The sequence below is a fragment of the Pseudomonas sp. Irchel s3f19 genome (assembly GCF_900187555.1).
GTDB classification, from domain to species: Bacteria; Pseudomonadota; Gammaproteobacteria; order Pseudomonadales; family Pseudomonadaceae; genus Aquipseudomonas; species Aquipseudomonas capeferrum.
On sequence record NZ_FYDW01000004.1, the window covers coordinates 217588 to 238752 of the forward strand.

The 21165-nt window shown below is 64.1% G+C and carries 25 protein-coding genes; 15 read left to right on the plus strand and 10 right to left on the minus strand.

Annotated features, from left to right (window positions below; genetic code table 11):
- Nucleotides 1-6 precede the first annotated feature (6 nt).
- Complete coding sequence (locus tag CKW22_RS12900; RefSeq protein WP_033702790.1) at nucleotides 7-309, minus strand: helix-turn-helix transcriptional regulator; 303 nt, start codon at nucleotides 307-309, stop codon at nucleotides 7-9.
- A gap of 152 nt (nucleotides 310-461) precedes the next feature.
- Between CKW22_RS12900 and CKW22_RS12905 the strand changes: the two genes are divergently transcribed.
- Nucleotides 462-1046, plus strand: coding sequence for an ACP phosphodiesterase (locus CKW22_RS12905; protein WP_033702789.1), 585 nt, complete (start codon nucleotides 462-464; stop codon nucleotides 1044-1046).
- Between the two features lie 51 nt (nucleotides 1047-1097).
- Here CKW22_RS12905 and CKW22_RS12910 read toward each other — a convergent pair whose 3' ends face one another.
- Both CKW22_RS12910 and olsB read right to left on the minus strand, forming a co-directional pair.
- Nucleotides 1098-1886 (minus strand): lysophospholipid acyltransferase family protein, encoded by a 789-nt coding sequence (locus CKW22_RS12910; protein ID WP_033702788.1) that lies wholly within the window; start codon nucleotides 1884-1886, stop codon nucleotides 1098-1100.
- On the minus strand, nucleotides 1886-2641 hold the full coding sequence (gene olsB / locus CKW22_RS12915) for an L-ornithine N(alpha)-acyltransferase (RefSeq protein ID WP_047582707.1): 756 nt from the start codon (nucleotides 2639-2641) through the stop codon (nucleotides 1886-1888). Before olsB ends, CKW22_RS12910 begins: the two co-directional genes overlap by 1 nt.
- A 150-nt stretch (nucleotides 2642-2791) precedes the next feature.
- Between olsB and CKW22_RS12920 the strand changes: the two genes are divergently transcribed.
- The 6 genes from CKW22_RS12920 to CKW22_RS12945 all read left to right on the plus strand — a co-directional run bounded on the left by CKW22_RS12920 (nucleotide 2792) and on the right by CKW22_RS12945 (nucleotide 7553).
- Nucleotides 2792-3679, plus strand: a complete 888-nt coding sequence (locus tag CKW22_RS12920) for an acyl-CoA dehydrogenase (protein ID WP_033702786.1) — start codon at nucleotides 2792-2794, stop codon at nucleotides 3677-3679.
- Between the two features lie 81 nt (nucleotides 3680-3760).
- Complete coding sequence (locus tag CKW22_RS12925; RefSeq protein ID WP_033703001.1) at nucleotides 3761-4825, plus strand: serine hydrolase; 1065 nt, start codon at nucleotides 3761-3763, stop codon at nucleotides 4823-4825.
- The gene (locus CKW22_RS12930; RefSeq protein ID WP_095064205.1) at nucleotides 4822-5139 is read left to right on the plus strand and encodes an amidase; all 318 of its coding nucleotides are present in this window, start codon (nucleotides 4822-4824) and stop codon (nucleotides 5137-5139) included. Before CKW22_RS12925 ends, CKW22_RS12930 begins: the two co-directional genes overlap by 4 nt.
- Nucleotides 5140-5182: 43 nt before the next feature.
- Nucleotides 5183-5764: a YceI family protein gene (locus CKW22_RS12935; RefSeq protein ID WP_033702784.1), complete on the plus strand. Its 582-nt coding sequence runs from the start codon at nucleotides 5183-5185 to the stop codon at nucleotides 5762-5764.
- 1 nt (nucleotide 5765) lies between these two features.
- Entirely contained in the window at nucleotides 5766-6923 is a 1158-nt protein-coding gene (locus CKW22_RS12940; RefSeq protein ID WP_033702783.1) for a phosphatidylserine/phosphatidylglycerophosphate/cardiolipin synthase family protein, read from the plus strand.
- Between the two features lie 51 nt (nucleotides 6924-6974).
- A complete protein-coding gene (locus tag CKW22_RS12945; RefSeq protein ID WP_033702782.1) occupies nucleotides 6975-7553 on the plus strand; it encodes a DJ-1/PfpI family protein in 579 nt (192 codons plus the stop codon).
- Between the two features lie 35 nt (nucleotides 7554-7588).
- Here the strand turns inward: CKW22_RS12945 and CKW22_RS12950 are convergent, their stop codons facing one another.
- On the minus strand, nucleotides 7589-7987 hold the full coding sequence (locus tag CKW22_RS12950; protein WP_033702781.1) for a nuclear transport factor 2 family protein: 399 nt from the start codon (nucleotides 7985-7987) through the stop codon (nucleotides 7589-7591).
- 115 nt (nucleotides 7988-8102) lie between these two features.
- Here CKW22_RS12950 and CKW22_RS12955 point away from each other — a divergent pair, with 115 nt between their 5' ends.
- Nucleotides 8103-8693, plus strand: coding sequence for a GNAT family N-acetyltransferase (locus CKW22_RS12955; protein ID WP_047582709.1), 591 nt, complete (start codon nucleotides 8103-8105; stop codon nucleotides 8691-8693).
- Entirely contained in the window at nucleotides 8690-9562 is an 873-nt protein-coding gene (locus CKW22_RS12960) for a carbon-nitrogen hydrolase family protein (RefSeq protein WP_033702779.1), read from the plus strand. The genes CKW22_RS12955 and CKW22_RS12960 overlap by 4 nt, the downstream gene beginning before the upstream one ends.
- A 51-nt stretch (nucleotides 9563-9613) precedes the next feature.
- Here the strand turns inward: CKW22_RS12960 and CKW22_RS12965 are convergent, their stop codons facing one another.
- Nucleotides 9614-11137, minus strand: a complete 1524-nt coding sequence (locus tag CKW22_RS12965) for a fumarate hydratase (RefSeq protein WP_033702778.1) — start codon at nucleotides 11135-11137, stop codon at nucleotides 9614-9616.
- Nucleotides 11138-11386: 249 nt separating this feature from the next.
- Here CKW22_RS12965 and CKW22_RS12970 point away from each other — a divergent pair, with 249 nt between their 5' ends.
- A complete protein-coding gene (locus CKW22_RS12970) occupies nucleotides 11387-12307 on the plus strand; it encodes an iron-sulfur-binding ferredoxin reductase (protein WP_095064206.1) in 921 nt (306 codons plus the stop codon).
- A 143-nt stretch (nucleotides 12308-12450) separates the two neighbouring features.
- Here CKW22_RS12970 and pyk read toward each other — a convergent pair whose 3' ends face one another.
- The gene (gene pyk / locus CKW22_RS12975) at nucleotides 12451-13905 is read right to left on the minus strand and encodes a pyruvate kinase (protein ID WP_033702776.1); all 1455 of its coding nucleotides are present in this window, start codon (nucleotides 13903-13905) and stop codon (nucleotides 12451-12453) included.
- A gap of 180 nt (nucleotides 13906-14085) precedes the next feature.
- Between pyk and CKW22_RS12980 the strand changes: the two genes are divergently transcribed.
- The 3 genes from CKW22_RS12980 to sbcB all read left to right on the plus strand — a co-directional run bounded on the left by CKW22_RS12980 (nucleotide 14086) and on the right by sbcB (nucleotide 16459).
- Nucleotides 14086-14472 carry a tol-pal system YbgF family protein gene (locus CKW22_RS12980; RefSeq protein ID WP_095064207.1) on the plus strand — a complete coding sequence of 129 codons (387 nt, stop codon included), beginning with the start codon at nucleotides 14086-14088 and terminating at the stop codon, nucleotides 14470-14472.
- Nucleotides 14473-14595: 123 nt separating this feature from the next.
- Nucleotides 14596-14955 (plus strand): PilZ domain-containing protein, encoded by a 360-nt coding sequence (locus tag CKW22_RS12985; protein ID WP_033702999.1) that lies wholly within the window; start codon nucleotides 14596-14598, stop codon nucleotides 14953-14955.
- A 67-nt stretch (nucleotides 14956-15022) separates the two neighbouring features.
- Nucleotides 15023-16459, plus strand: coding sequence for an exodeoxyribonuclease I (gene sbcB, locus CKW22_RS12990; RefSeq protein ID WP_033702774.1), 1437 nt, complete (start codon nucleotides 15023-15025; stop codon nucleotides 16457-16459).
- A gap of 70 nt (nucleotides 16460-16529) precedes the next feature.
- On the opposite strand, the gene mvaT is transcribed toward sbcB, so the two are convergent.
- Entirely contained in the window at nucleotides 16530-16907 is a 378-nt protein-coding gene (gene mvaT / locus CKW22_RS12995; RefSeq protein ID WP_033702773.1) for a histone-like nucleoid-structuring protein MvaT, read from the minus strand.
- 284 nt (nucleotides 16908-17191) lie between these two features.
- On the opposite strand from mvaT, the gene purU reads away from it, so the two are divergent.
- Entirely contained in the window at nucleotides 17192-18043 is an 852-nt protein-coding gene (purU, locus tag CKW22_RS13000) for a formyltetrahydrofolate deformylase (RefSeq protein ID WP_033702772.1), read from the plus strand.
- Nucleotides 18044-18093: 50 nt separating this feature from the next.
- Nucleotides 18094-18327 carry a hypothetical protein gene (locus tag CKW22_RS27820; protein WP_095064208.1) on the plus strand — a complete coding sequence of 78 codons (234 nt, stop codon included), beginning with the start codon at nucleotides 18094-18096 and terminating at the stop codon, nucleotides 18325-18327.
- Here CKW22_RS27820 and CKW22_RS13010 read toward each other — a convergent pair.
- Genes CKW22_RS13010 through CKW22_RS13020 form a run of 3 tightly spaced genes read right to left on the minus strand, consistent with a single transcriptional unit; the run spans nucleotide 18233 to nucleotide 21100 of the window.
- Nucleotides 18233-19225 carry a lysylphosphatidylglycerol synthase transmembrane domain-containing protein gene (locus CKW22_RS13010; protein WP_033702771.1) on the minus strand — a complete coding sequence of 331 codons (993 nt, stop codon included), beginning with the start codon at nucleotides 19223-19225 and terminating at the stop codon, nucleotides 18233-18235. The genes CKW22_RS27820 and CKW22_RS13010 overlap by 95 nt on opposite strands.
- The gene (locus CKW22_RS13015) at nucleotides 19222-19986 is read right to left on the minus strand and encodes a DUF2334 domain-containing protein (protein ID WP_047583946.1); all 765 of its coding nucleotides are present in this window, start codon (nucleotides 19984-19986) and stop codon (nucleotides 19222-19224) included. Before CKW22_RS13015 ends, CKW22_RS13010 begins: the two co-directional genes overlap by 4 nt.
- Nucleotides 19979-21100, minus strand: coding sequence for a glycosyltransferase family 1 protein (locus CKW22_RS13020; protein ID WP_033702769.1), 1122 nt, complete (start codon nucleotides 21098-21100; stop codon nucleotides 19979-19981). Before CKW22_RS13020 ends, CKW22_RS13015 begins: the two co-directional genes overlap by 8 nt.
- Between the last annotated feature and the right edge of the window lie 65 nt (nucleotides 21101-21165).

Genomic DNA, 21165 nt, shown 5'->3' on the forward strand with positions numbered 1-21165 from the left:
TCCTTTTCAGAGCGCTCGGCTCAACTGGGCGAGGAAGGCCTGAACGGTCTCCTCATTGCGTTTGAAGAAGTGCCATTGGCCGATCTTCTGGCTGTTGATCAGGCCGGCGCGCTGCAAGATGGCCAGGTGCGCAGAAACGGTCGACTGCGACAGGCCGCAGCGTTGATCGATCTGCCCGGCACAGACGCCGTGTTCGGTGCTGTGGTGCTGGTCAGGAAACTGCGTTGCCGGGTCCTTCAGCCAGTCGAGGATTTGTCGCCGTACCGGGTGGGCCAGGGCTTTTATTATTTCGTCCAGATCGAGGGGCATGGGGTGGGGCTCGTGGTGAAGCGGTAAATCGCGGTAGGGCGAAATTTAAATCGGTATTTCGCGATATACAAATATGAAGTCGTTCTGAGCTGAGCACCAATCGCTATATCGTGTGATGACGATATAGGCCTGGGCGGTGCTAGACTTGCGCCATGAACTACCTCGCACACCTGCACCTGGGCGGCCCTGCGCCGCAGCAATTGCTCGGCAGCCTGTATGGCGATTTCGTCAAGGGCACGCTGGAGGGGCGCTTTCCGCCGGCACTGGAAGCGGCGATCCGCCTGCACCGGCACATCGACAGTTATACCGACCGCCATCCCGTGGTACTGGCAGCGTTGGCACGTTTCCCCGCACAGCGACGGCGCTTTGCCGGCATTGTCCTCGATGTGTTTTTCGACCACTGCCTGGCGCAGCATTGGGCGGATTATGCCGAGCAGCCGTTGGCGCAGTTCACCGGCAATTTTTATCGGGTGCTGCTGGCTGAGCCTGAGTTGCCGGGGCGCCTGGCGCGCATTGCGCCGTTCATGGCGGCGGATGACTGGCTGGGGGCGTATGGCGATTTTGCGACGCTGGAGCAGGTGTTCAACGGCATTGCGCGGCGGCTGTCGCGGCCGGCGGGGATGAGCGGGGTGATGCCGGAGCTGGAGCGTTTGTATGAGCCGTTGCTGGCGGACTTTCGTGAGTTCTATCCACAGTTGCAGGCGTTTGCGGCGGTGGGGCGGGTGTCGGGCAGTTAGTCATGTATTGCCTGCCCCGGCCTCTTCGCGGGTACAGGCAGCCCAAGCCAATCAGGCAGCCCGCGCCTGCCGCTGTGGCACCCTCACTGCCTCTTCAACCCCGAACAACGCCCCATGAATGGCCTGCTGCGCCTGCAAGGCCAGTACCGCTCGCTCTTTCTGCGCGCTGGCAATCGGTTGCAGCAGGTGAATGCACACCTCGCCACGCGGCTGGGCAAACAGACGCAGCAGGTGCGACACCAGGTCATCATCGCCAATGAAAGGCGCAATCGGGTCGATCACGCCATCGCGCAAGTACTGGATCGCCACGGGTTGAACGGCCACGCCCTGGTCGATGGCGCCTGCCAGTAGCCGGCCGTGGAACGTTCGCAGGCCATGGCCGTTGGTGGTAGTACCCTCCGGGAAGATCAACAGTGGCCGGGCTTCGCCCAGTTGCGTGCTGATCTGCTCGCGCAGACGCTGGCTGTCGCCACCGCCGCGGCGGATGAACAGCGTGCCGGCTTTCTCTGCCAGCCAGCCGGCCACCGGCCAGTGACGGACTTCGGCCTTGGACAGGAAAGACAGCGGCTGCAGCATGCCGAGCAGTGGGATGTCGGCCCAGGAGACGTGGTTGCTGACCCACAACATCGGCCGCTGCGGCAGCTGGCCGATTACCCGCACCTTGAACGGCAAGGCGGCCACCAGGCGCTTCATGAACAGGCAGCTCCAACGTTGCCGGCGCTCGATGGAGGCTTTGAGGCCCAGGCGTTCGCCAAGTGCGATCACGCTGGCCATCAGCATGCCCAGCAGCAGGACCAGAAGCAGCCGTGTCAGGCGGGCCAGTACCCGCAGTTGGGGCATCAGACCGCCGCCTTGAAGTGGCGGGCGTAGCGCGGGCAGAGGTCGTCGCGCTTGAGCAGGATGAACACGTCGGCAACCTGGAAGTCTTCGTCCCAGCACGGCTCGCCGCAGATCTTCGCACCCAGGCGCATGTAGGCCTTGAGCAGCGGTGGCATTTCGGCGATGACGTTGTTGGGCAGGGCCAGGCTTGGCAGGGGTTTTTTCGGCTCGGCACGTAGGTGTTCGGTGCACAGGTAACGCTCGCGCAGGCGCTGCATGACCGCATGGGCCTGCACGCCACCGTCCTGCATGGGGATGCTGGCGCAGCCCATCAGGTAGCTGTAGCGCCCTTCGTTGAGTACTTCGGCGAGCTCGCCCCAGAGCACGGCGATGGTGCCGCCGTTGCGGTAGTCGGCGGCCACGCAGGTGCGCCCCAGCTCCAGGATCGGCCCTTGCAACTGCACCAGGCCGTGCAGGCTGAACTCTTCTTCGCTGTAGAAACGGCCCAGGCTGCTGGCCGCCTGGTGGTCGAGCAACCGGGTGGTGGCTACCAGCTCGCCGGTGCTCAGGTCGCGCACACCGATATGGCGGCAGTGCGGGTCGTAGTCGTCCATGTCCAGGCCGTGTTCGGCACCTTTGAGCTTGGCCTTGAATTCTGCACTGAACACGTTGTAGCGCAGGGCCTGGGCTTCCTGCAGGGCCGTGGCGCCGACCAGGCGTTCGGCTTGCAGACGGCGTGCAGTGCTGGTGTCGCCAGCGTGAGCGATCCGAGTCATTACGAGTCTCCATAAGCCAGCCATGAAGGGTTGCGGCCGGTCGGCTTTGTTGTGCAAAGTCAGCCTAGGTAGACGGGGTGTCACCCCTGTGAATCTTTGGTGATGCTTGCGTGACACCCTCCCACACGCCCCAGCAAGGAGCATCCTGCGATGGCTTGGCTACAACGACTCAACGACCCGCTGCGCCTCCCTATGGCCGGCACCCTGGGTGAAACCTACGCCGCGCTGCTCGAGCGCCTTGGCCAGGTAGCCCCGTTCGAACTGGCGGTGCTTGGCGGGCGCGCCATGCCCACGCCGGGCCTGGCGTTTCTGGTCGGCTACCAGGCCGCCTTGCGGGTGCTCTGGCCCAGTGCGCCACCCAGCCTCGGCGCACTGTGCGCGACCGAACGGCGCAGCGTGCGGCCGGCAGACATGCGCACCCGTCTCGACGGTTTGCGCCTTGGCGGCAGCAAGGATTTCGTCACCGCCGGCCTTGAGGCGGAGTGGCTGCTGGTGGCCGCGCGCAGCGAAGCGCCAGGCGAGGCAGTGCGGCTGAACCTGGCGGTGGTGTACCCGGGGGAGCCGGGCGTGACGCTGGAAGCGTTGCCGACCTTGCCGCTGATGCCCGAAGTCGGCCATGGCCGCCTGCACCTGGAGCAGGCGGCTTGCGAGTTGCTGGCAGGCGATGGCTGGGATGCTTACGTCAAACCGTTCCGCTCGCTGGAGGACCTGTACGTGCTCGCCGCGTTGACGGCCTGGCTGTATGGCGTCGGCCAGGAATGTGCGTGGCCGCAGGCGTTGCGTCTGCGTTTGCTGAGCGTGCTGGCCGGCTGTGCCGAGGGTAGCCGCCAGTGTGCCGACAGTGTCGGTTGCCATTTGCTGCTGGCGGGGTTGTTTGGCCAGTTCCAGGCGCTGCGCGCCGACATCGATGAGGCGTTGCTGGCGGGGCCTGCGCAGTGGGCGCAGCTCTGGCAGCGTGATCAGGGGGTGTTGGCGTTGGCGGCGGCGGCGCGGGATAAGCGTTTGGCCAAGGCCTGGGCGGCTGCGGGATTGTCATGAAGGGCAGGCAGACTCGGTGAACCATTGAATGCTGGGGCCGCAAAGCGGCCCCATGGCGCCGAGGCCCAAGTGCTCGATACCCTGAAAGCCCTACTGGCAACCCTCAGCCTGGCAGTGGCCCCAGCCTGGGCCGAAGACTGGCCGGCCCCCGACTGGCAAACCGACCCCACCCCCATCGACTGGCAAGCCGTCGACGCCTATGCCTTCCCCCCTGACGGCAGCCTGCGCACCGACGCCCTGCTGATCATCCGCGACGGCCGCATCCTGCATGAACGCTACGCCGCGCCCACCACCGCCAGCACCGCGCACCTCACCTGGTCGGTGAGCAAGAGCGTGCTGGCCACGCTACTGGGCGTGGCCCAAGGCGAAGGGCGTTTCCAGCTGCAGGACCCGGTAGCCCGCTTCTACCCCCCGATGCAGGCACACCCACAGGTGCGCCTGGGAGACCTGCTGCACTGGGCCAGCGGCCTGGCCTGGCAGGAAGACTACGAATACGCACCATTGCACTCCTCGGTGGTGGCCATGCTCTACACCCGTGGTCGTGAGGACATGGCAGCCTATACCGCAGCGCGGCCTGCGGCGCAGCTACCGGGGCAGCGCTTTCTCTACTCCAGCGGCGATAGCAACCTGTTGGCAGCGGCCCTGCGCGGCATGCTCGATGCCGGGGAGTATGCCGACTACCCGTGGCAGGCGCTGTTCACGCCGCTGGGCATCAACAGCGCGGTGTGGGAACGCGATGGCGCGGGGAGCTATGTCGGGTCTTCGTACCTGTACCTCACTGCCCGTGACCTGGCGCGCATCGGCCTGCTGATGCAGCGCGACGGGCGCTGGCGCGAGCGCCAACTGGTGCCTGCGACATGGGTGGCGTTCAACCGCACGCCGTTTGCCCTGGCCGAGGCTGTACCCGGCGAGGCCAACCCAGGCGGCCACTGGTGGCTCAACACCGCGTCGCCAGGCGGGGCTCGTCCCTGGCCGCATGCGCCGGCTGACACCTACGCCGCGCTCGGTCATTGGGGCCAGGCGCTGTACGTGTTGCCGACGCAGAAGCTGGTGATCGTTCGCTATGCCGATGACCGAGGCGACAGTTACCAGCATGACCAACTGCTCGAACGGGTACTGGCGGCGCTGGCCGGGGAGGGCGCATGAGGCGGGTGCTGCTGGTGCTGCTGGTGCTGTTGGCGCTGCTTGGCGTGTCGTTGGGATGGAGCGGTTGGCAGGCACGTCAGGCGTTGGCGGACTTCCCGGGCATTCTTTCGGCCTACTCGGCCAAGGAGTACTGCTCATGCCGCTTCGTCATGGGGTTTGACCCGGCGTATTGCCGGGGGTACGTGAAGCAATGGCTGCCCCTTGGCCTGCTGGCGGAAAACAGTGCGCAGCGCCTGGTCACGGCCGAGGGCCTGGGCCGGCGTAACCAGGCCGCATGGCAGGGCGCACGCGTGGGCTGCCGCTTGCTGCCATGATGGCGGGCGGGTAAGGTTGCGGTCTTGTTTCACGAGATCTGTCATGTTCAAGTTGCCCCGCCTGCTGCCCGCCTTGTTGCTGGCTCTATGCCTGCCCGCCCACGCCAACTGGCACCTCGATGGCGAGTCATCGCGCCTGTCGTTCATTACCGGCAAGAACGGTGATACCGCCGAAGTCCATCGCTTCCTGGTGCTGCATGGCACGGTAGACCGCAAGGGCGCGGCCGGCCTGCGCATCGAGATGGACTCGGTGAGCAGCGGTATCCCCTTGCGCGACGAACGCATGCGCGACGGTCTGTTCGAGGTCGAGCGTTTTGCCGAGGCGACGGTGAAGGCGCAACTGGACCTGCGCCCGATCAACGACCTGGCCAGCGGTGCGCAAATCGAACTGCGCCTGCCGCTGACCGTTACCCTGCATGGCCAATCCCACCGCTACAACGCCTTGCTGCTGGCCACGCGGCTGGACGAGCGGCGCTTCCAGGTGGTGACCCTGGAGCCCCTGGTACTGCGCGCCGAGGATTTCGGCCTGATGCCGGGGCTGGAGAGCCTGCGCAAGTTTGCCGGGCTCAAGTCCATCAACCCATCGGTACCGGTCAATGCGGTGCTGATCTTCACCGCCCGCTGACATGCCGGGGCCGGTCTTCCCCTGGCGGGATGGCAACCAGTTCGAACTGCTGATCGACGGCCCCGAATTCTTCCCTCGCATGCTTGAGGCGATCACGCGCGCCGAGTTCCAGGTCGACCTCGAACTGTATCTGGTCGAGGCTGGCGCCTGCGCCGAAGCGGTCGTCGCAGCGCTGGAACACGCCGCCCGGCGCGGTGTGCGGGTGCGCTGCCTGTTCGATGACTATGGCTCGCTGGCCTTCAACAGTGCCCTGCGCCAGCGGCTGCTGGAAGCAGGCGTGTACCTGCGCTGGTACAACCGCCTGCGCTGGAAGCGTGGCTTGCGCAACCTGTATCGCGATCACCGCAAGCTGCTACTGGTGGACGAGCGCTGGGCAGTGGTGGGGGGCACGGGCGTCACCGACGAGTTCTGGACGCCGGCCAGCGCTACCAGCGAATGGCACGAGGTAATGGTGCAGATGCAGGGGCCGGTGGTCAGCGACTGGCAGTTGTTGTTCGACCGCCAATGGCACGCCAACAACCGGCGCACCGCCTGGCGCCCAGCTGAAGGTTTCGGCCTGCCGCGCCTGCCCAAGGTGCCTGCGCAGGGGCAAGGCATGGGCCGGGTAGCGTATGCCGACGCCCGTCAGCATCAGGACATCCTGCATTCGCTGGTGCGCGCGCTCAACAGCGGCAAGCAGCGGGTGTGGCTGGCGACGCCTTATTTCTTGCCGACCTGGAGTGTGCGCCGCTCGTTGCGCCGCGCGGCCAGCAAGGGCCTGGACGTGCGCCTGCTGCTGACCGGACCGCGCACCGATCACCCCTCGGTGCGCTATGCCGGGCATCGTTACTACCCGCGCCTGCTGCGCGCCGGGGTGAGGATTTTCGAGTACCAGCCGTGTTTTCTGCACTTGAAGATGGCCGTGGTGGACGACTGGGTGAGCGTTGGTTCGTGCAACTTCGACCACTGGAACCTGCGTTTCAACCTCGAGGCCAATGTCGAGGCCCTGGACCCGCCGCTGACCGCTGCCGTGGTGGCCAGTTTCGAGCGTGACTTCGCCTTGAGCGAAGAGGTCGACCTCGACCACTGGAACGCCAGGCCGCTGTGGCGACGGGTGAAGCAGCGGGTATGGGGTTGGCTCGACCGTCTGGTGGTCAACCTGCTCGACCGGCGTGACTGAGAGCGACTATCGTGCAGTGACTGTTCACAAGCAATGGAAGGAGTGGATGCGATGACGGCGAAGAAAATTCTCATGCTGGTTGGCGACTACGTCGAGGATTACGAAGCGATGGTGCCGTTCCAGGCCCTGAGCATGGTTGGTCATACGGTGCACGCTGTCTGCCCCGAGAAGCTTGCGGGCCAGACCGTGCGCACCGCGATCCATGATTTCGAGGGTGAGCAGACGTACAGCGAAAAGCCGGGGCACAACTTTGCCCTGAACTATGACTTTGTGCGGGTGCGTGCCGAAAGCTATGACGCCTTGCTGATCCCCGGTGGCCGTGCCCCGGAATACTTGCGCCTGGATGAGCGGGTGCTGGAGCTGGTCAAGGCGTTCGACCAGGCAGGCAAACCGATTGCGGCGGTGTGCCATGGCGCGCAGTTGCTGGCAGCGGCGGGTGTGCTGGAAGGGCGCGAATGCAGTGCCTACCCTGCCTGTGCGCCGGAGGTGCGTTTGGCGGGCGGGACGTTCATTGATATCGCGGTGGACCAGGCGCATGTGGAAGGCAACCTGGTGACCGCGCCGGCATGGCCTGCGCACCCGGCCTGGCTGGCGGCTTTCCTCAAGGTGCTGGGTACACGTATCGCCTGATCTACACGGCCGCTCCTACAAAAGCGTAAGCAGATTCAGCCGACCTGCTCGACCCAGTCATTGAGGTTGTAATAGTTGGTCACCCGGGCAATCTTGCCGCAGTGGATATAGAAGAACGCCCCCGCCGACAGCACATAGGTCTGCCCGTTGGCCGCGGGCAGGCCTTCGTCATCGGCGATGTACTCGCCATGCACGGTGAACTCCGCGGCTGCGCGGCTGCCGTCGGCATTCTGCATGACCACGATATCGGCCAGGCGCTCGCGGTAGCAGCGGTTCATCTTGTCCATGAACGCGGCAAACCTGGCCTTGCCCATCTGCCGCTCGCCCTGGTTGATGTCGTGGATCACATCTTCGTTCAGCAGTGCGAGAAAGCCGGGCATGTCACCGGCATTGAAGGCGGCGTAGTAGGCATTTACCAGTTCGGTAGCGGTCATGGAACAATTCCTGTCGTGTTGGGAAAAGGCGGTGCGTTGACTTGGATGATAGGGTTTCCCCTCAAGCCCGGCTTAGCCGAGCGCGTCATCCACATCGACAAAACGACCGCCAAGCATGGAAATCCGCCTGTTGCACGGCGCCGCTATCGCGCCTTACATCGATGACCTCGCTCGCCTGCGCTTGACCGTGTTCCGCGAGTTTCCCTACCTGTACGCCGGTACGCCGGAGTACGAGGCCGACTACTTATCTACCTATGCCCGCTCCGGGCGCAGCCTGGTGGTACTGGCGCTGGACGCCGGCCGGGTGGTGGGTGCCGCCACCAGCCTGCCGCTGGTGGACGTTGCCGCCGAGTTCCAGCAGCCGTTCCTGGCCCAGGGGCGTGACCCGGCCAGCGTGTACTACTTCGGTGAGTCGGTGGTGCTGCCGGAGTACCGTGGCCAAGGGCTGGGGGTGCGTTTTTTCATCGAGCGCGAGTCCTACGCCCACAAACTCGCCGAGTTCGATTATTGCGCCTTCTGTGCCGTGGAACGGCCGGGCGTGCACCCGCTGCGCCCGGCGCACTACAAGCCCTTGCAGGGGTTCTGGCGCAATCGTGGGTTCCTGCACGACCCCTCGTTGCGCACCCACTATGCCTGGCGCGACCTGGATGAACAGGAATCGTCTGAAAAGATCATGTCGTTCTGGCTCAAGGAACTGCCGATATGACCCGCCTCGCGGCCTGCCAGTATGCCATCGAGCTGCACAAGACCTGGGATGCCTACGTCGATCATCTGCAGGGTCTGTGCGCCGAAGCGGCCGAGGCCGGCGCTCAGCTGCTGCTGTTGCCGGAATACGCGGGCCTGGTACTCAGCGGGCTGTTACCTGTGCAGCAGCGGGGTGATTTGAAGGCTTCTATCGCCGGTATCCAGCCCTTGATCGAACCTTGGAAAGCGCTGTGCGAGCGCATTGCTCGCCGCTGGGGCATCTACCTGCAGCCCGGCAGCCTGCCGGTGCAGGACAGCGATGGCCGTTATCGCAACCGTGCCTGGCTGTTTGGCCCCGAGGGTGAACTGGGGCATCAGGACAAGCTGATGATGACGCGCTTCGAGCGGGAACAATGGGACATTGCCCCGGGCGATGGCCTGAAGGTGTTCGATACCCAGCTGGGGCGGCTGGGCATTCTGATCTGCTACGACAACGAATTCCCGATGCTGGCACGGCGCCTGGCAGAAGGGGGCGCCGACCTGATTCTGGCACCGAGCTGCACCGATACCGAAGCCGGTTACCACCGGGTGCGCATTGGTGCCCAGGCGCGGGCCCTGGAGAACCAGATTGCCGTGTTGCAGAGCCCCACGGTGGGGTTGGCCGCGTGGTCGCAGGCGCTGGATGAGAACATTGGGCGGGCCGGGTTGTTTGTGCCGCCGGACCATGGCATGCCGAAGGACGGAGTGGTGGCCCTGAGTACCGAGCTTGACCCGGCCGGCAGCCAGTGGCTGATCTGTGACGTGGACCTGGCGGCGGTGCGGCGGGTAAGGGAGCAGGGGCAGGTGTTTACCCGGCGCGACTGGCCAGAGCAGTTCGAGCGCAGCCTGTAAATGAAAACGCCCGGCAGATGCCGGGCGTTTTCGATCAGGCCGGAGGGTGAATCACTTCACTTCAACCGCCAGGCTTTCGGCGATCTTGCTCTGCCACAGCGCGGGGCCGGTGATGTGCACCGACTCACCGTTGCTGTCCACCGCGACAGTGACCGGCATGTCCTTCACTTCGAACTCGTAGATCGCTTCCATGCCCAGCTCGGCGAACGCCAGGACCTTGGACTTGCGGATCGCCTGAGCCACCAGGTAGGCGGCGCCGCCGACGGCCATCAGGTACACGGCCTTGTTGTCCTTGATCGCTTCGATAGCGGTCGGGCCACGCTCGGACTTGCCGATCATGCCCAGCAGGCCAGTCTGCTCGAGGATCTGGCGGGTGAACTTGTCCATGCGGGTAGCAGTGGTCGGGCCGGCTGGGCCTACCACTTCGTCACCGACCGGGTCGACCGGGCCGACGTAGTAGATGAAGCGGCCTTTCAGGTCGACCGGCAGTTCTTCGCCACGGTTGAGCATCTCGACCATGCGCTTGTGCGCGGCGTCGCGGCCGGTGAGCATCTTGCCGTTGAGCAGGATGGTCTCGCCTGGCTTCCAGCTGGCGACTTCTTCCGGGGTGATCGAGTCGAGGTCGACGCGACGGGCGCTTGGGCCGGCTTCCCAGACGATTTCCGGGTAGGCGTCCAGCGATGGCGCTTCCAGCTCGGCCGGGCCGCTGCCGTCGAGCACGAAGTGCGCGTGACGGGTGGCGGCGCAGTTCGGGATCATGCACACCGGCAGGGAGGCGGCGTGGGTCGGGTAGTCCATGATCTTGACGTCGAGCACGGTGGTCAGGCCGCCCAGGCCCTGGGCGCCGATGCCCAGCTGGTTGACCTTGTCGAACAGCTCCAGGCGGATCTCTTCGATGCGGTTCTGCGGGCCACGGGCTTTGAGTTCATGAATGTCGATGGACTCCATCAACACTTCCTTGGCCATGACCGCAGCTTTTTCGGCGGTGCCGCCGATGCCGATGCCGAGCATGCCAGGTGGGCACCAGCCGGCGCCCATGGTCGGGACGGTCTTCAGCACCCAGTCGACGATCGAGTCGGACGGGTTGAGCATGGCCATCTTCGACTTGTTTTCCGAGCCGCCGCCTTTGGCTGCGACATCGACTTCGACCTTGTCGCCAGGGACGATCGAGTAGTGGATGACGGCCGGGGTGTTGTCCTTGGTGTTCTTGCGGGCACCGGCCGGGTCGGCCAGGATCGAGGCGCGCAGGACGTTCTCAGGCAGGTTGTAGGCGCGACGCACACCTTCGTTGATCATGTCGTCGACGCTCAGGGTGGCGCCGTCCCAGCGCACGTCCATGCCCACACGCACGAACACGGTGACGATACCGGTGTCCTGGCAGATCGGGCGGTGGCCGGTGGCGCACATGCGCGAGTTGATCAGGATCTGGGCGATGGAGTCGCGCGCGGCAGGCGACTCTTCACGCAGGTAGGCCTCGTGCATCGCCTGGATGAAATCGACGGGGTGGTAGTACGAAATGAATTGCAGGGCGTCGGCGACGCTCTGAATCAGGTCGTCTTGCTTGATCACGGTCATGCAGCGCGCTCCTCTTAAAGACGGGAACATTCGTAAAGGCTTTCCGACACTGCACACCTGTGTGTCGAAACGCCTGGCAAGGCGTCGGCAGGTCAGGCCGACGTAAAAAGGCGCGGCAGTATAGCGCGCCTCACCGTGCGAAACACCTGCGCGTGGTCTGGACCATGGTCGGCAGTGCGGCGGGCATCCTTTTTGCTGCCGATAGCGGCTTGCCTTAGAGTGGCGATGTAGACCAAGGAAGTAATGACCATGCCTGAACTCTGTGTGGGCGAGCGCCGCTGGACGGTGCCCACCGGCAGTAACCTGCTCGATGCCTTGAACGAGGCAGGCTTGAATGTGCCCTACAGCTGCCGTGCGGGCAGTTGCCACGCCTGCCTGGTGCATTGCCTGGATGGGCAACCGGTGGATGCGCTGCCCGAGGCGTTGGCGCTGGACAAGCACGCACAGGGCTGGCGCCTGGCCTGCCAGTGCCGGGTGGTGGACGACCTGCGCGTGGCGGTGTACGACCCGCAGCTCGAAGGGGTGCCCGCAACGGTGTGTGAACTGGACTGGTTTGGCGATGTGTTGCGCTTGCGCCTGCGGCCGGAGCGGGCGCTGCGGTATCAGGCCGGCCAGCATCTGGTGCTGTGGAACGGTGCGGTCGCGCGACCGTATTCCTTGGCAAGCCTGCCGGGTGAAGACGCCTTGCTGGAGTTTCATGTCGATTGCCAGCGGCCAGGGGCTTTCTGTGACCAGGCCCGGGCCTTGCGGGTTGGCGATGAACTGCGTCTGGGCGAGCTGAGGGGCGGGGCGTTGCATTATGACCCGGACTGGCAGGACCGTGCGCTGTGGTTGCTGGCGGCCGGGACGGGGCTTGCGCCATTGTGGGGCATCTTGCGCGAGGCGCTGCGCCAGGGGCATCGGGGTGAGATCAGGGTGCTGCATGTGGCGCGTGAGCACGCCGGGCATTATCTGGCTGAGCCGTTGCTGGCAATGGACGGGGTGCGTGTCGAGCAGGTGCTGGCGGAGCAGTTGAATGAAGCGCTGGCGGCGTTGCGGCCGTCATCACGGCAGACCATCGCGCTGCTGTGTGGCTCGCCGGGGAGTGTCGAGCGGTTTGCGCGGCGGCTGTTTATTGCGGGGGTGCCGAGGAACCAGGTGTTTGCCGATGTGTTTGTCGAGCATGCCTGAGGAATGTTGCGCGCCTATGCCGACCCTTTCGCGGGGCAAGCCCGCTCCCACAGGGACCTGACTGCGCCTGAGTTCAGAAGGGTAACTGTGGGAGCGGGCTTGCCCCGCGAAGGGGCCGCAGAGCGGCCCCCCCAGGAAGGCTATCAGCCGACCAGCGGATCACCGACATGCAGGATCTTCATGCCGTTGGTGCCACCGATAGTGTGGTAGCTGTCGCCCTTGGTCAGGATCACCCAGTCACCCTGTTGCACCAGGCCACGCTTGAGCAGTTCGTCGACCGCCGCCTGGCTCACCTTGTCGGCCGGCAGCGAAGCCGGGTCGAAGGCGATCGGGTAGACACCACGGAACATCGAGGCGCGAGCCTGGGTAGCGCGGTGCGGCGACAGGGCGAAGATTGGCACGTGCGAACGCAGGCGCGACATGATCAGCGGGGTGTAGCCACTTTCGGTGAGGGCGATGATCGCCTTGACGCCCGGGAAGTGGTTGGCGGTGTACATGGCCGCCAGGGCGATGCTTTCGTCGCAACGCTCGAAGGTGGTGTGCAGGCGGTGGCTGGATTTCTGGTTGGTCGGGTGCTTTTCGGCACCTTGGCAAATCCGCGCCATGGCCTGTACGGCTTCGATCGGGTAGGAACCGGCAGCACTTTCGGCCGACAGCATCACCGCATCGGTGTTGTCGAGCACGGCGTTGGCCACGTCGGACACTTCAGCGCGGGTCGGCATCGGGTTCTGGATCATCGACTCCATCATCTGGGTCGCCACGATCACCGCCTTGTTGTTGCGGCGGGCGTGCTGGATGATCTTTTTCTGGATGCCGATCAGCTCGGCGTCGCCGATTTCCACACCCAGGTCGCCACGGGCAACCATCACTGCGTCGGAGGCGGCGATCAGCTTGTCGAGGGTCTCGTCGTCGGCAACGGCTTCGGCACGCTCGATCTTGGCCACCAGCCAGGCGCTGCCGCCGGACTCGTCACGCAGCTTGCGGGCATATTCCATGTCGCTGGCGTCACGCGGGAACGATACGGCCAGGTAGTCCAGGTCCATTTCCGCGGCCAGCTTGATGTCGGCCTTGTCTTTTTCGGTCAGGGCCGGCGCGGTCAGGCCGCCACCTTTGCGGTTGATGCCTTTGTGGTCCGACAGCGGGCCACCGATGATCACCACGCAGTGCAGTGCATCAGCGGTAGCGGTCTCGACGCGCATGACCACACGGCCATCGTCGAGCAGCAGTTCGTCACCAACGCCGCAGTCCTTGACCAGGTCGGGGTAGTCGATACCGACGATGTCCTGGTTGCCTTCGGTCAGCGGGTGGGCGGTGGAGAAGGTGAACGTGTCACCGATCTTCAATTCAATGCGCTTGTTGCTGAACTTGGCGATGCGGATCTTCGGACCTTGCAGGTCGCCCAGCAAAGCGACATGGCGGCCGTTCTTGGCGGCGATGTCACGGATCAGGCGGGCGCGCGCTTTGTGCTCGTCCGGGGTGCCGTGGGAGAAGTTCAGACGTGCCACGTCCAGGCCGGCAAGGATCAGTTGTTCGATCACTTCCGGCGAGTTGCTGGCGGGGCCAAGGGTGGCGACGATTTTGGTACGGCGGATGGTCATGCACAGACTCCTATAGTGAAGCGCAGCGAAAGGCTACTCCTGAATCGCGCTGTAGTCATTGTTCCGTTGCACTACCTGCGAGCGAGGCAGGGTGGCGTTTGAACGGTCAGGCCATCCTTGCAAAAGGGTGTGAAGATTTATCGGCAAAGGCCGATACACTGGCATCAAAGGAGACCCCCCATGCGAGCCCTGATCGTTTTAGCCTTGGCGGCCAGCGCCGTCGGCTGCACCCGCTGGTCCATGGACCACCACTTGAACAACGCCTACCGTGCCTATGACCGCGGCGATTGCCAGCGGGTCATGCTGGAGCTGTCGCAGGTTGACCGCACCAGCCGCGCGCGACCGTTCGTCCACCCGGAGGTGTCGCTGCTGCGCGGCCAGTGCCTGGAGCGCCAGAAGCTGTTCGTGGATGCAGCGCAGACCTACGAGTACCTGATCCAGCAGTACCCCGGCAACGAATACGCGTACCGCGCCCAGGCTCGCCTGCAAACACTGGAGCAGCTTGGCCATTACCGCGGTGCCGAAGCGGCCGTGGCCAACCCGGTGAAGGCCACCCCTTGGCGTTAATGCCAAGGTGTGATTTATTTCACGGGATTTACCGTGCGCGCTGCGCTAATCTGTAACTCAGTTGTTACAACAACCGCCAGTACCTCGCATTCCTGGCACCGGGTACGGACTGCACTTGTGATCATGTTCAACAAGCGGCATATCGAACGCCATCAGTTGCCCTGCGTTCTCAAGGTCTTCAACCGTTTTACCGATCAGGCGATCGGCCAGCTGGGTAATGCCTCCGAAGATGGGCTGATGCTGATCAGCCAACTGCCGGTACTGGTCGGGCCAGACTACGAACTGCAACTGCGCTTGCCGCTGGCCGGTGGCGGGTATCAGTTCATCAACCTCACCGCCAGTTGCCTGTGGTGCCGCGAAGACCAGACGCCCGGCAACTACGATTCCGGCTTCATGTTGCTGCAGGCGCCCCGCGAGTACGATGAATTCGTCCGCTCGTTGCGCGACTATTTCAGTTTCCGCCCCGCCAACGCATCCGCCTGACTCCCCCTGAGCCTTGGCGCGCGAGAATCGCGCTAGAATCGGGTCGACCTTGATACAGGACGACCCCGTGAGCTCCAGCATTTTCTGGCACGACTACGAAACCACTGGCATCAACCCGCGCTGCGACCGGCCACTGCAGGTGGCCGGTGTACGCACCGATTTCGACCTCAACGAGATCGAAGAACCGATCAGCCTCTTTTGCAACCCCTCCGACGACATCCTGCCGCACCCGGCCGCCTGCCTGGTAACCGGTATCACCCCGCAGCAACTGCAAGCCCAGGGGCTGTGCGAAGCCGAGTTCATGACCCGCGTGCACGAGCAACTGGCGCGCCCTGGCACCTGTGGTGCCGGCTACAACACCTTGCGTTTCGACGATGAGGTGACGCGTTACAGCCTGTACCGCAACTTTTTTGACCCTTACGCCCGTGAATGGCAGGGCGGCAACAGCCGCTGGGACCTGATCGACATCGTGCGCACGGCCTATGCACTGCGCCCTGAAGGCATCGAGTGGCCGCAGCAGGATGGCCGCACCAGCCTGCGCCTTGAACTGCTCAGCAAAGCCAATGGCATCGACCATGGCCATGCCCACGAAGCACTTTCCGACGTGCGGGCCACCATTGCCCTGGCGCGCTTGATTCGGCAAAAACAACCGAAGTTGTATGAGTGGCTGTTTCAGTTGCGCAGCAAACATAAAGTGATGGAGCAGATTCGTTTGTTGCAGCCACTGGTCCATATCTCTGGGCGATTTTCGGCGGCGCGTAATTACCTGGGGGTGGTCCTGCCGCTGGCGTGGCACCCGCGCAATCGCAATGCCCTGATTGTCTGCGACCTGCATCAGGAAACCCTACCGTTAATACGGGAAAGTGCCGAAGTTCTTCGCCAGCGCTTGTATACCCGGCATGAAGATCTGGCAGAAGGTGAATTACCCGTTCCGCTTAAATTGGTGCAAATCAACCGTTGCCCGGTGCTGGCACCGCTCTCGGTATTGCGCCCGGCCGATCAACAGCGCCTGGGTGTGGACTTGACGTTGTTACAATGGCGCGGCGAGCAATTGGCCAATCAACAGGCGGACTGGCAAGACAAGCTGGCGCACATTTATGGCAATGATGATTTCGCCCCGAGTGAAGACCCTGAACAACAGTTGTATGACGGTTTTCTAGGGGACCGCGACCGCCGTTTGTGCGAGCAAGTTCGCACGCTGGAACCTGCGCAGTTGGGCCAGGGGCACTGGATGTTCGATGACCCGCGCATGCCTGAACTGTTGTTCCGTTATCGGGCACGCAACTTCCCTGACACCTTGAATAGCGAAGAGCGCCAGCGCTGGTATGCATTCTGTCAGCACCGTCTGAGCGACCCCCAGTGGGGCGCGCCGAATACCCTGGGTGATTTCGAGCAGGCGCGCCAGCGTGCCTGGGAAAGCGCCGACGAGGCGGGCCGCCGGGTATTGGACGCCTGGCAGGAACACGCCAGTAAACTGAAGACACAATTTGCAATTGCGCGCTGAGTGGACAAACAAAAACGCCGGCATCGAGCCGGCGTTTTTGTTGCGTCAAGCAATGTGAGCGTGCGGACTATCAGTCCAGCAGGGTCGCCCAGCTTTCAACCACGTCACCACCCCACTTGGCTTTCCATTCTTTCAGGGTCTTGTGGTTGCCGCCTTTGGTTTCGATCACTTCACCATTGTGCGGGTTCTTGTATTGCTTGACCTTGCGCGCACGCTTAGTGGCGGTGACCTTGACCGCGCCACGTGGCGCCTTGCTCAGTTTCGACTCTGGGTCGAGCAGGGCAATCACATCACGCAGCGACTTGGAGTACTCGCCCATCAGCGTGCGCAGTTTGCCTTCGAACTCCAGCTCTTGCTTCAGCTTGTCATCCTGGGACAGGTTGGCCAGGCGGGCCTGAAGTTCCTTGATGGCTTCTTCGGTGGCGCGGTACTCGTTAATCAGGGACATGGAGTGTTCCTTTAATACGTGTTCAGAAATGTGTGGGCCAATAATAGACAGGCCATACTCGCAAGTAAACATGGAATTGGGCAATTAACTGTTAATTAAGCTGTGACAACATTTCTCCACGTGAACAAAAATTTACATAAGCCCCTGCATTTTGTCATGGCGATGCGCGGCGGCGTGCCGTGTGTGTGGGCAGGTGCGCACAAGACGCGCCGTGCAATCCATACTGCGTTTTTTCTGGCGGGCCGCTAGAATGAGCGCCTTTGCGAAGTTCTGGAGTCTCATTCATGCGCACCTATCGTCTGGTGATCGCCTGCCCCGACCGTGTTGGCATCGTGGCGAAAGTCAGTAATTTCCTGGCCTTGTACAATGGCTGGATCAACGAAGCCAGCCACCACTCCGATGAACAGAGTGGTTGGTTCTTCATGCGTCATGAAATCCGTGCCGAATCCCTGCCATTCGGTATCGAGGCATTCCGCGAGGCGTTTGCGCCGATCGCCGAAGAGTTCTCCATGACCTGGCGGGTGACCGACTCGGCGCAGAAAAAGCGCGTGGTGCTGATGGCCAGCCGCGAATCCCATTGCCTGGCCGATCTGCTGCACCGCTGGCACACCGACGAGCTGGATTGCGATATCCCGTGCGTGGTGTCCAACCACAATGACCTGCGCAGCATGGTCGAGTGGCACGGCATTCCGTTCTTCCATGTGCCGGTCGACCCCAAGGACAAGGCGCCAGCTTTCGCCGAAGTGTCGCGCCTGGTTCAGGAGCACGCTGCCGATGTGGTGGTGCTGGCCCGCTACATGCAAATCCTGCCACCGCAGCTATGCCAGGACTACGCTGAAAAAGTGATCAACATCCACCACAGCTTCCTGCCGTCGTTCGTCGGTGCCAAGCCCTACCATCAAGCGGCCCTGCGCGGCGTGAAGCTGATCGGTGCAACTTGCCACTACGTGACCGAAGAGCTGGATGCCGGCCCGATCATCGAACAGGACGTGGTCCGTGTCAGCCATGCCGACAGCATCGAAGACATGGTGCGCTTCGGCCGTGATGTCGAGAAGATGGTGCTGGCCCGCGGCCTGCGTTATCACTTGGAAGACCGCGTGCTGGTGCATGGCAACAAGACGGTGGTGTTCGACTGACAGCGACACGGGGCTGCGTAGCAGCCCCGGCAATCCCTGAGTGAAACGCCATGGCCGACCCCCGCGACAAAGCCACCGCCTCACCCCCGCCAACCCTCGGCGAGGGCTGCCTGGCCCGCTATGACCCCGAGGCCCTGGCCGACGCCGACGGCACCGACTTCCCCGGTGCTGCCGAGCTCTGGCGCCAGCTCAACCCGCCTGACGCCGCCAGCGTTCCAGCAACGGACGCGCCAGCAGGCAGACAAACACCGGCCCCCCCGCCAGCAGATAAAAGTAGTAAGTGACCGCACGCCAGATCACGATCGCCGCAGCCGCTGTCGAACTGCCCACCAAGGGCGTCAGCAGGCTTGCCGAGGTCAGCTCGGCAGCCCCCGCGCCGCCTGGCAGCAGGCTGAACTGACCAGCACTGAGCGAGAGCATCTGCACCAGAAAGCTGGGGATCCACGACAGTTCCACGCCCAAACCCTTGAGCACCAGGTACAGCACGCTGTAGCGCAGGCCCCAATGCACGCAGGTCAGCGTGAACACCAGCGCCAGGGTGCGTTTGGGCAGGCGCCAGGTCTGGGCCAGGGCGTCGATGAAGTGCAGCAGCTTGCGCGCCCAGCGGCGTTTACGGCATTCGGACATGCCCAGGCGGCGCAACAGGCGCCCATTGAAGCGCATCATGGCGCGCCGGTAGCGCAGCAGCCCCAGCACCACGACCAACGCCGAGCACAGCAGCAGCGCGCTGCCCAGCAACATGCTTTGCTGGCTGTGCCCCAGGCTGTGAAACAACGCATAGCCGGCAATCGCCAGCATCGCGCAGAAGAAGAACAGCAGGTCGTTCAGCTGGTCCATGGCGAACACCGCGCCGCTGCGCGCCGGGCCGATGCGGTCCCGCGCCAGCAGGGCCATCAGGGTCAGCGGGCCGCCGCTGCCGCCCGGGGTGGTGCAGATGGCGAACTCGGTGGCCATGACCACGCCGAGGCTGCGCAGGTACTTGAGCTGAGCACCTTGCTGGCCGAGCAGCAGGCGCAGGCGCAGGGCATTTATCACCCAGCACAGCAGGATCATGCCCAGCAGCGTCAGCAACAGGCCGGGGTCGAAGCGTTGAAGCCTGGGCAGCAATTCGCTACCGCCCAGCACTATCGGCACCAGCACGGCGCCCAGCAGTGCCAGGCCCAGCCAGCCCAGGCGGTTCATGCGCTGGCCTGGCCGTCCAGCCAGGCGGACTTGGTCAACGGCACACGGCCTTGTGCCAACAGTGCGCGCAAGGTGCGTAGCCAGTATTCGCGCGACGCCTTGTGGCGCATGTCCACCGGGTGCAGGCCCAGGCGCACGGTGCCGGCTTCACGCCAACGCCGGCATTGCCAGTCGCAAAGCATCTTCGATAGCCCTCGACGCCAAGCACTGCGGGCGCTCCAGACCAGCCCGGGGGCTTCGATGGCGGTGAAGTCCGGCAGGCGGTACAGGTGCTGCGGTGTGCTGGTATAGCGCAGCGGCAGCTGGCGCAATGCCTGGCGCGTGCCTTCGCTCATCAGCCAGGCCGGGGCGACGAAGCCGGCAACCGGCCAGCCTTGCCGGTCGAAAACTGCCAGCCCTTGCTCCAGGCGCTGCAGGGCCTGCTGCTGATCAAGCCCATAGAACTCGCCCTCGTGGGTATAGATGCGGCGCATGAAGAACGCGCCGGGGCTGCGCGGTGGCGTGCCGTCGTCGGCATGGTAGAAACCATGCAGCGCCAGCTCGTCACCCAGCGCCAGGCGCCGTTCGAGCAGGCGGCAGAAGGTTGGCGAGCGGTGCAGGGGGTTGCGGTGGTGAAAGTCCGGCACCACCAGCCAAGTCATGGGCACACCGCCCATCTCATCGATGGCCTGGACGAAGGGTTGGTAGTCGGGCCAGGTCTCGGGGGCGATGTCGTGCAGCACCAGCATCAGGCTGCGGGGGGCGCTGGCGCTATCAGCCATGGGCGCGCACCAGCGGTTGGTGGCCGAGCACCGCCTGGTAATGCTGCAGCAAGCCGGCCACCACGTTGTCCCATGAATAATGCTGCTCGACATGGCGGCGGGCCTGGCTGCCGAGCGTGCGCACGCCCTCTTCGAACACCTGGCGCACGGCCTGCGCCATGGCTGTGCCGTCGTTGGCCTGGCACAGCCGCCCGCACTGTTCGTTGACGATTTCGCCAAAGGCGCCGGCGCGCACCGCCACCACCGGCGTGGCGCTGGCCATGGCTTCGAGGATGACCAGGCCGAAGGTTTCCTGGTCGCCGGCATGCACCAGCAGGTCGGCACTGGCCATCAGCCTGGCGACCTCTTGCGGTGGGCAGAAGTGGTCGATCACGCTGACGTTATCCGGCACATTGACCGGCATGTTGGAGCCGACCAGCAGCAGGTGATAAGGGCGGCCAAGGCGCTGCATGCAGTCGAGCAGCACCGGCAGGTTCTTCTCCCGCGAGCCACGGCCGGCGTAGATCAACAGGCGGCTGGTGTCGGCAATCCCCAGTTCGGCGCGCAGGTGCGGGTCGCGGTGCTCGGGGTTGAAGGTGGCCAGGTCCACACCCAGGCGTTGCACGTGCACGTCACGGATGCCCAGGCGGCGCAGTTTGTCGGCCATCACCTGGCTGGGCGCCAGCACCCGGTCGAAGTTGCCGTACAGCTTGCTGACATAGGCCTCGACATTGGGCGTGAACCAGTTGCCCATGCGGTTGCTGACCAGCAGCGGCAAGTCGGAGTGGTAGAAACCGATCACCGGTACGTCGAGCTGGCGGCGTGCCTCCAGGGCAGCCCAGGCGGTCAGGTAAGGGTCGCCGACTTCGATCAGGTCGGGTTTGAGGTTACGCAGCACATTGCACCAGGGCGCCAGACGCACCGGGAAGCGGTAGCCGTTGCCGAAGGGCAGGGGCGGCGCGGGCACCTGGTAGATGCCATCGGCGTGTTGCGCGCTGGCGCCGGGGATCAACAGGCTGTGGCGCACGCCTTGCAGGGCATCGAGGCGGCGGTGTTTGGCATCAAGATAGGTACGCACGCCGCCGCTGGCGGGGGCGTAGAACATGGTGATGTCGGCGATGTGCACGATCAGCATCCCTCCGGGATCGTCTTCGGGTCTGTCATCCGGCCGTAATGGGCCGGCGATGACACGCCTAAAGG

Excerpts from the sequence above, each read along its gene's own strand:
- CKW22_RS12900 (WP_033702790.1), bottom strand. The coding sequence starts at position 309 with ATGCCCCTCGATCTGGACGAAATAATAAAAGCCCTGGCCCACCCGGTA.
- CKW22_RS12905 (WP_033702789.1), top strand. The coding sequence starts at position 462 with ATGAACTACCTCGCACACCTGCACCTGGGCGGCCCTGCGCCGCAGCAA.
- CKW22_RS12910 (WP_033702788.1), bottom strand. The coding sequence starts at position 1,886 with ATGCCCCAACTGCGGGTACTGGCCCGCCTGACACGGCTGCTTCTGGTC.
- olsB (WP_047582707.1), bottom strand. The coding sequence starts at position 2,641 with ATGACTCGGATCGCTCACGCTGGCGACACCAGCACTGCACGCCGTCTG.
- CKW22_RS12920 (WP_033702786.1), top strand. The coding sequence starts at position 2,792 with ATGGCTTGGCTACAACGACTCAACGACCCGCTGCGCCTCCCTATGGCC.
- CKW22_RS12930 (WP_095064205.1), top strand. The coding sequence starts at position 4,822 with ATGAGGCGGGTGCTGCTGGTGCTGCTGGTGCTGTTGGCGCTGCTTGGC.
- CKW22_RS12935 (WP_033702784.1), top strand. The coding sequence starts at position 5,183 with ATGTTCAAGTTGCCCCGCCTGCTGCCCGCCTTGTTGCTGGCTCTATGC.
- CKW22_RS12940 (WP_033702783.1), top strand. The coding sequence starts at position 5,766 with ATGCCGGGGCCGGTCTTCCCCTGGCGGGATGGCAACCAGTTCGAACTG.
- CKW22_RS12945 (WP_033702782.1), top strand. The coding sequence starts at position 6,975 with ATGACGGCGAAGAAAATTCTCATGCTGGTTGGCGACTACGTCGAGGAT.
- CKW22_RS12950 (WP_033702781.1), bottom strand. The coding sequence starts at position 7,987 with ATGACCGCTACCGAACTGGTAAATGCCTACTACGCCGCCTTCAATGCC.
- CKW22_RS12955 (WP_047582709.1), top strand. The coding sequence starts at position 8,103 with ATGGAAATCCGCCTGTTGCACGGCGCCGCTATCGCGCCTTACATCGAT.
- CKW22_RS12960 (WP_033702779.1), top strand. The coding sequence starts at position 8,690 with ATGACCCGCCTCGCGGCCTGCCAGTATGCCATCGAGCTGCACAAGACC.
- CKW22_RS12965 (WP_033702778.1), bottom strand. The coding sequence starts at position 11,137 with ATGACCGTGATCAAGCAAGACGACCTGATTCAGAGCGTCGCCGACGCC.
- CKW22_RS12970 (WP_095064206.1), top strand. The coding sequence starts at position 11,387 with ATGCCTGAACTCTGTGTGGGCGAGCGCCGCTGGACGGTGCCCACCGGC.
- pyk (WP_033702776.1), bottom strand. The coding sequence starts at position 13,905 with ATGACCATCCGCCGTACCAAAATCGTCGCCACCCTTGGCCCCGCCAGC.
- CKW22_RS12980 (WP_095064207.1), top strand. The coding sequence starts at position 14,086 with ATGCGAGCCCTGATCGTTTTAGCCTTGGCGGCCAGCGCCGTCGGCTGC.
- CKW22_RS12985 (WP_033702999.1), top strand. The coding sequence starts at position 14,596 with ATGTTCAACAAGCGGCATATCGAACGCCATCAGTTGCCCTGCGTTCTC.
- mvaT (WP_033702773.1), bottom strand. The coding sequence starts at position 16,907 with ATGTCCCTGATTAACGAGTACCGCGCCACCGAAGAAGCCATCAAGGAA.
- purU (WP_033702772.1), top strand. The coding sequence starts at position 17,192 with ATGCGCACCTATCGTCTGGTGATCGCCTGCCCCGACCGTGTTGGCATC.
- CKW22_RS27820 (WP_095064208.1), top strand. The coding sequence starts at position 18,094 with ATGGCCGACCCCCGCGACAAAGCCACCGCCTCACCCCCGCCAACCCTC.
- CKW22_RS13010 (WP_033702771.1), bottom strand. The coding sequence starts at position 19,225 with ATGAACCGCCTGGGCTGGCTGGGCCTGGCACTGCTGGGCGCCGTGCTG.
- CKW22_RS13015 (WP_047583946.1), bottom strand. The coding sequence starts at position 19,986 with ATGGCTGATAGCGCCAGCGCCCCCCGCAGCCTGATGCTGGTGCTGCAC.
- CKW22_RS13020 (WP_033702769.1), bottom strand. The coding sequence starts at position 21,100 with ATGCTGATCGTGCACATCGCCGACATCACCATGTTCTACGCCCCCGCC.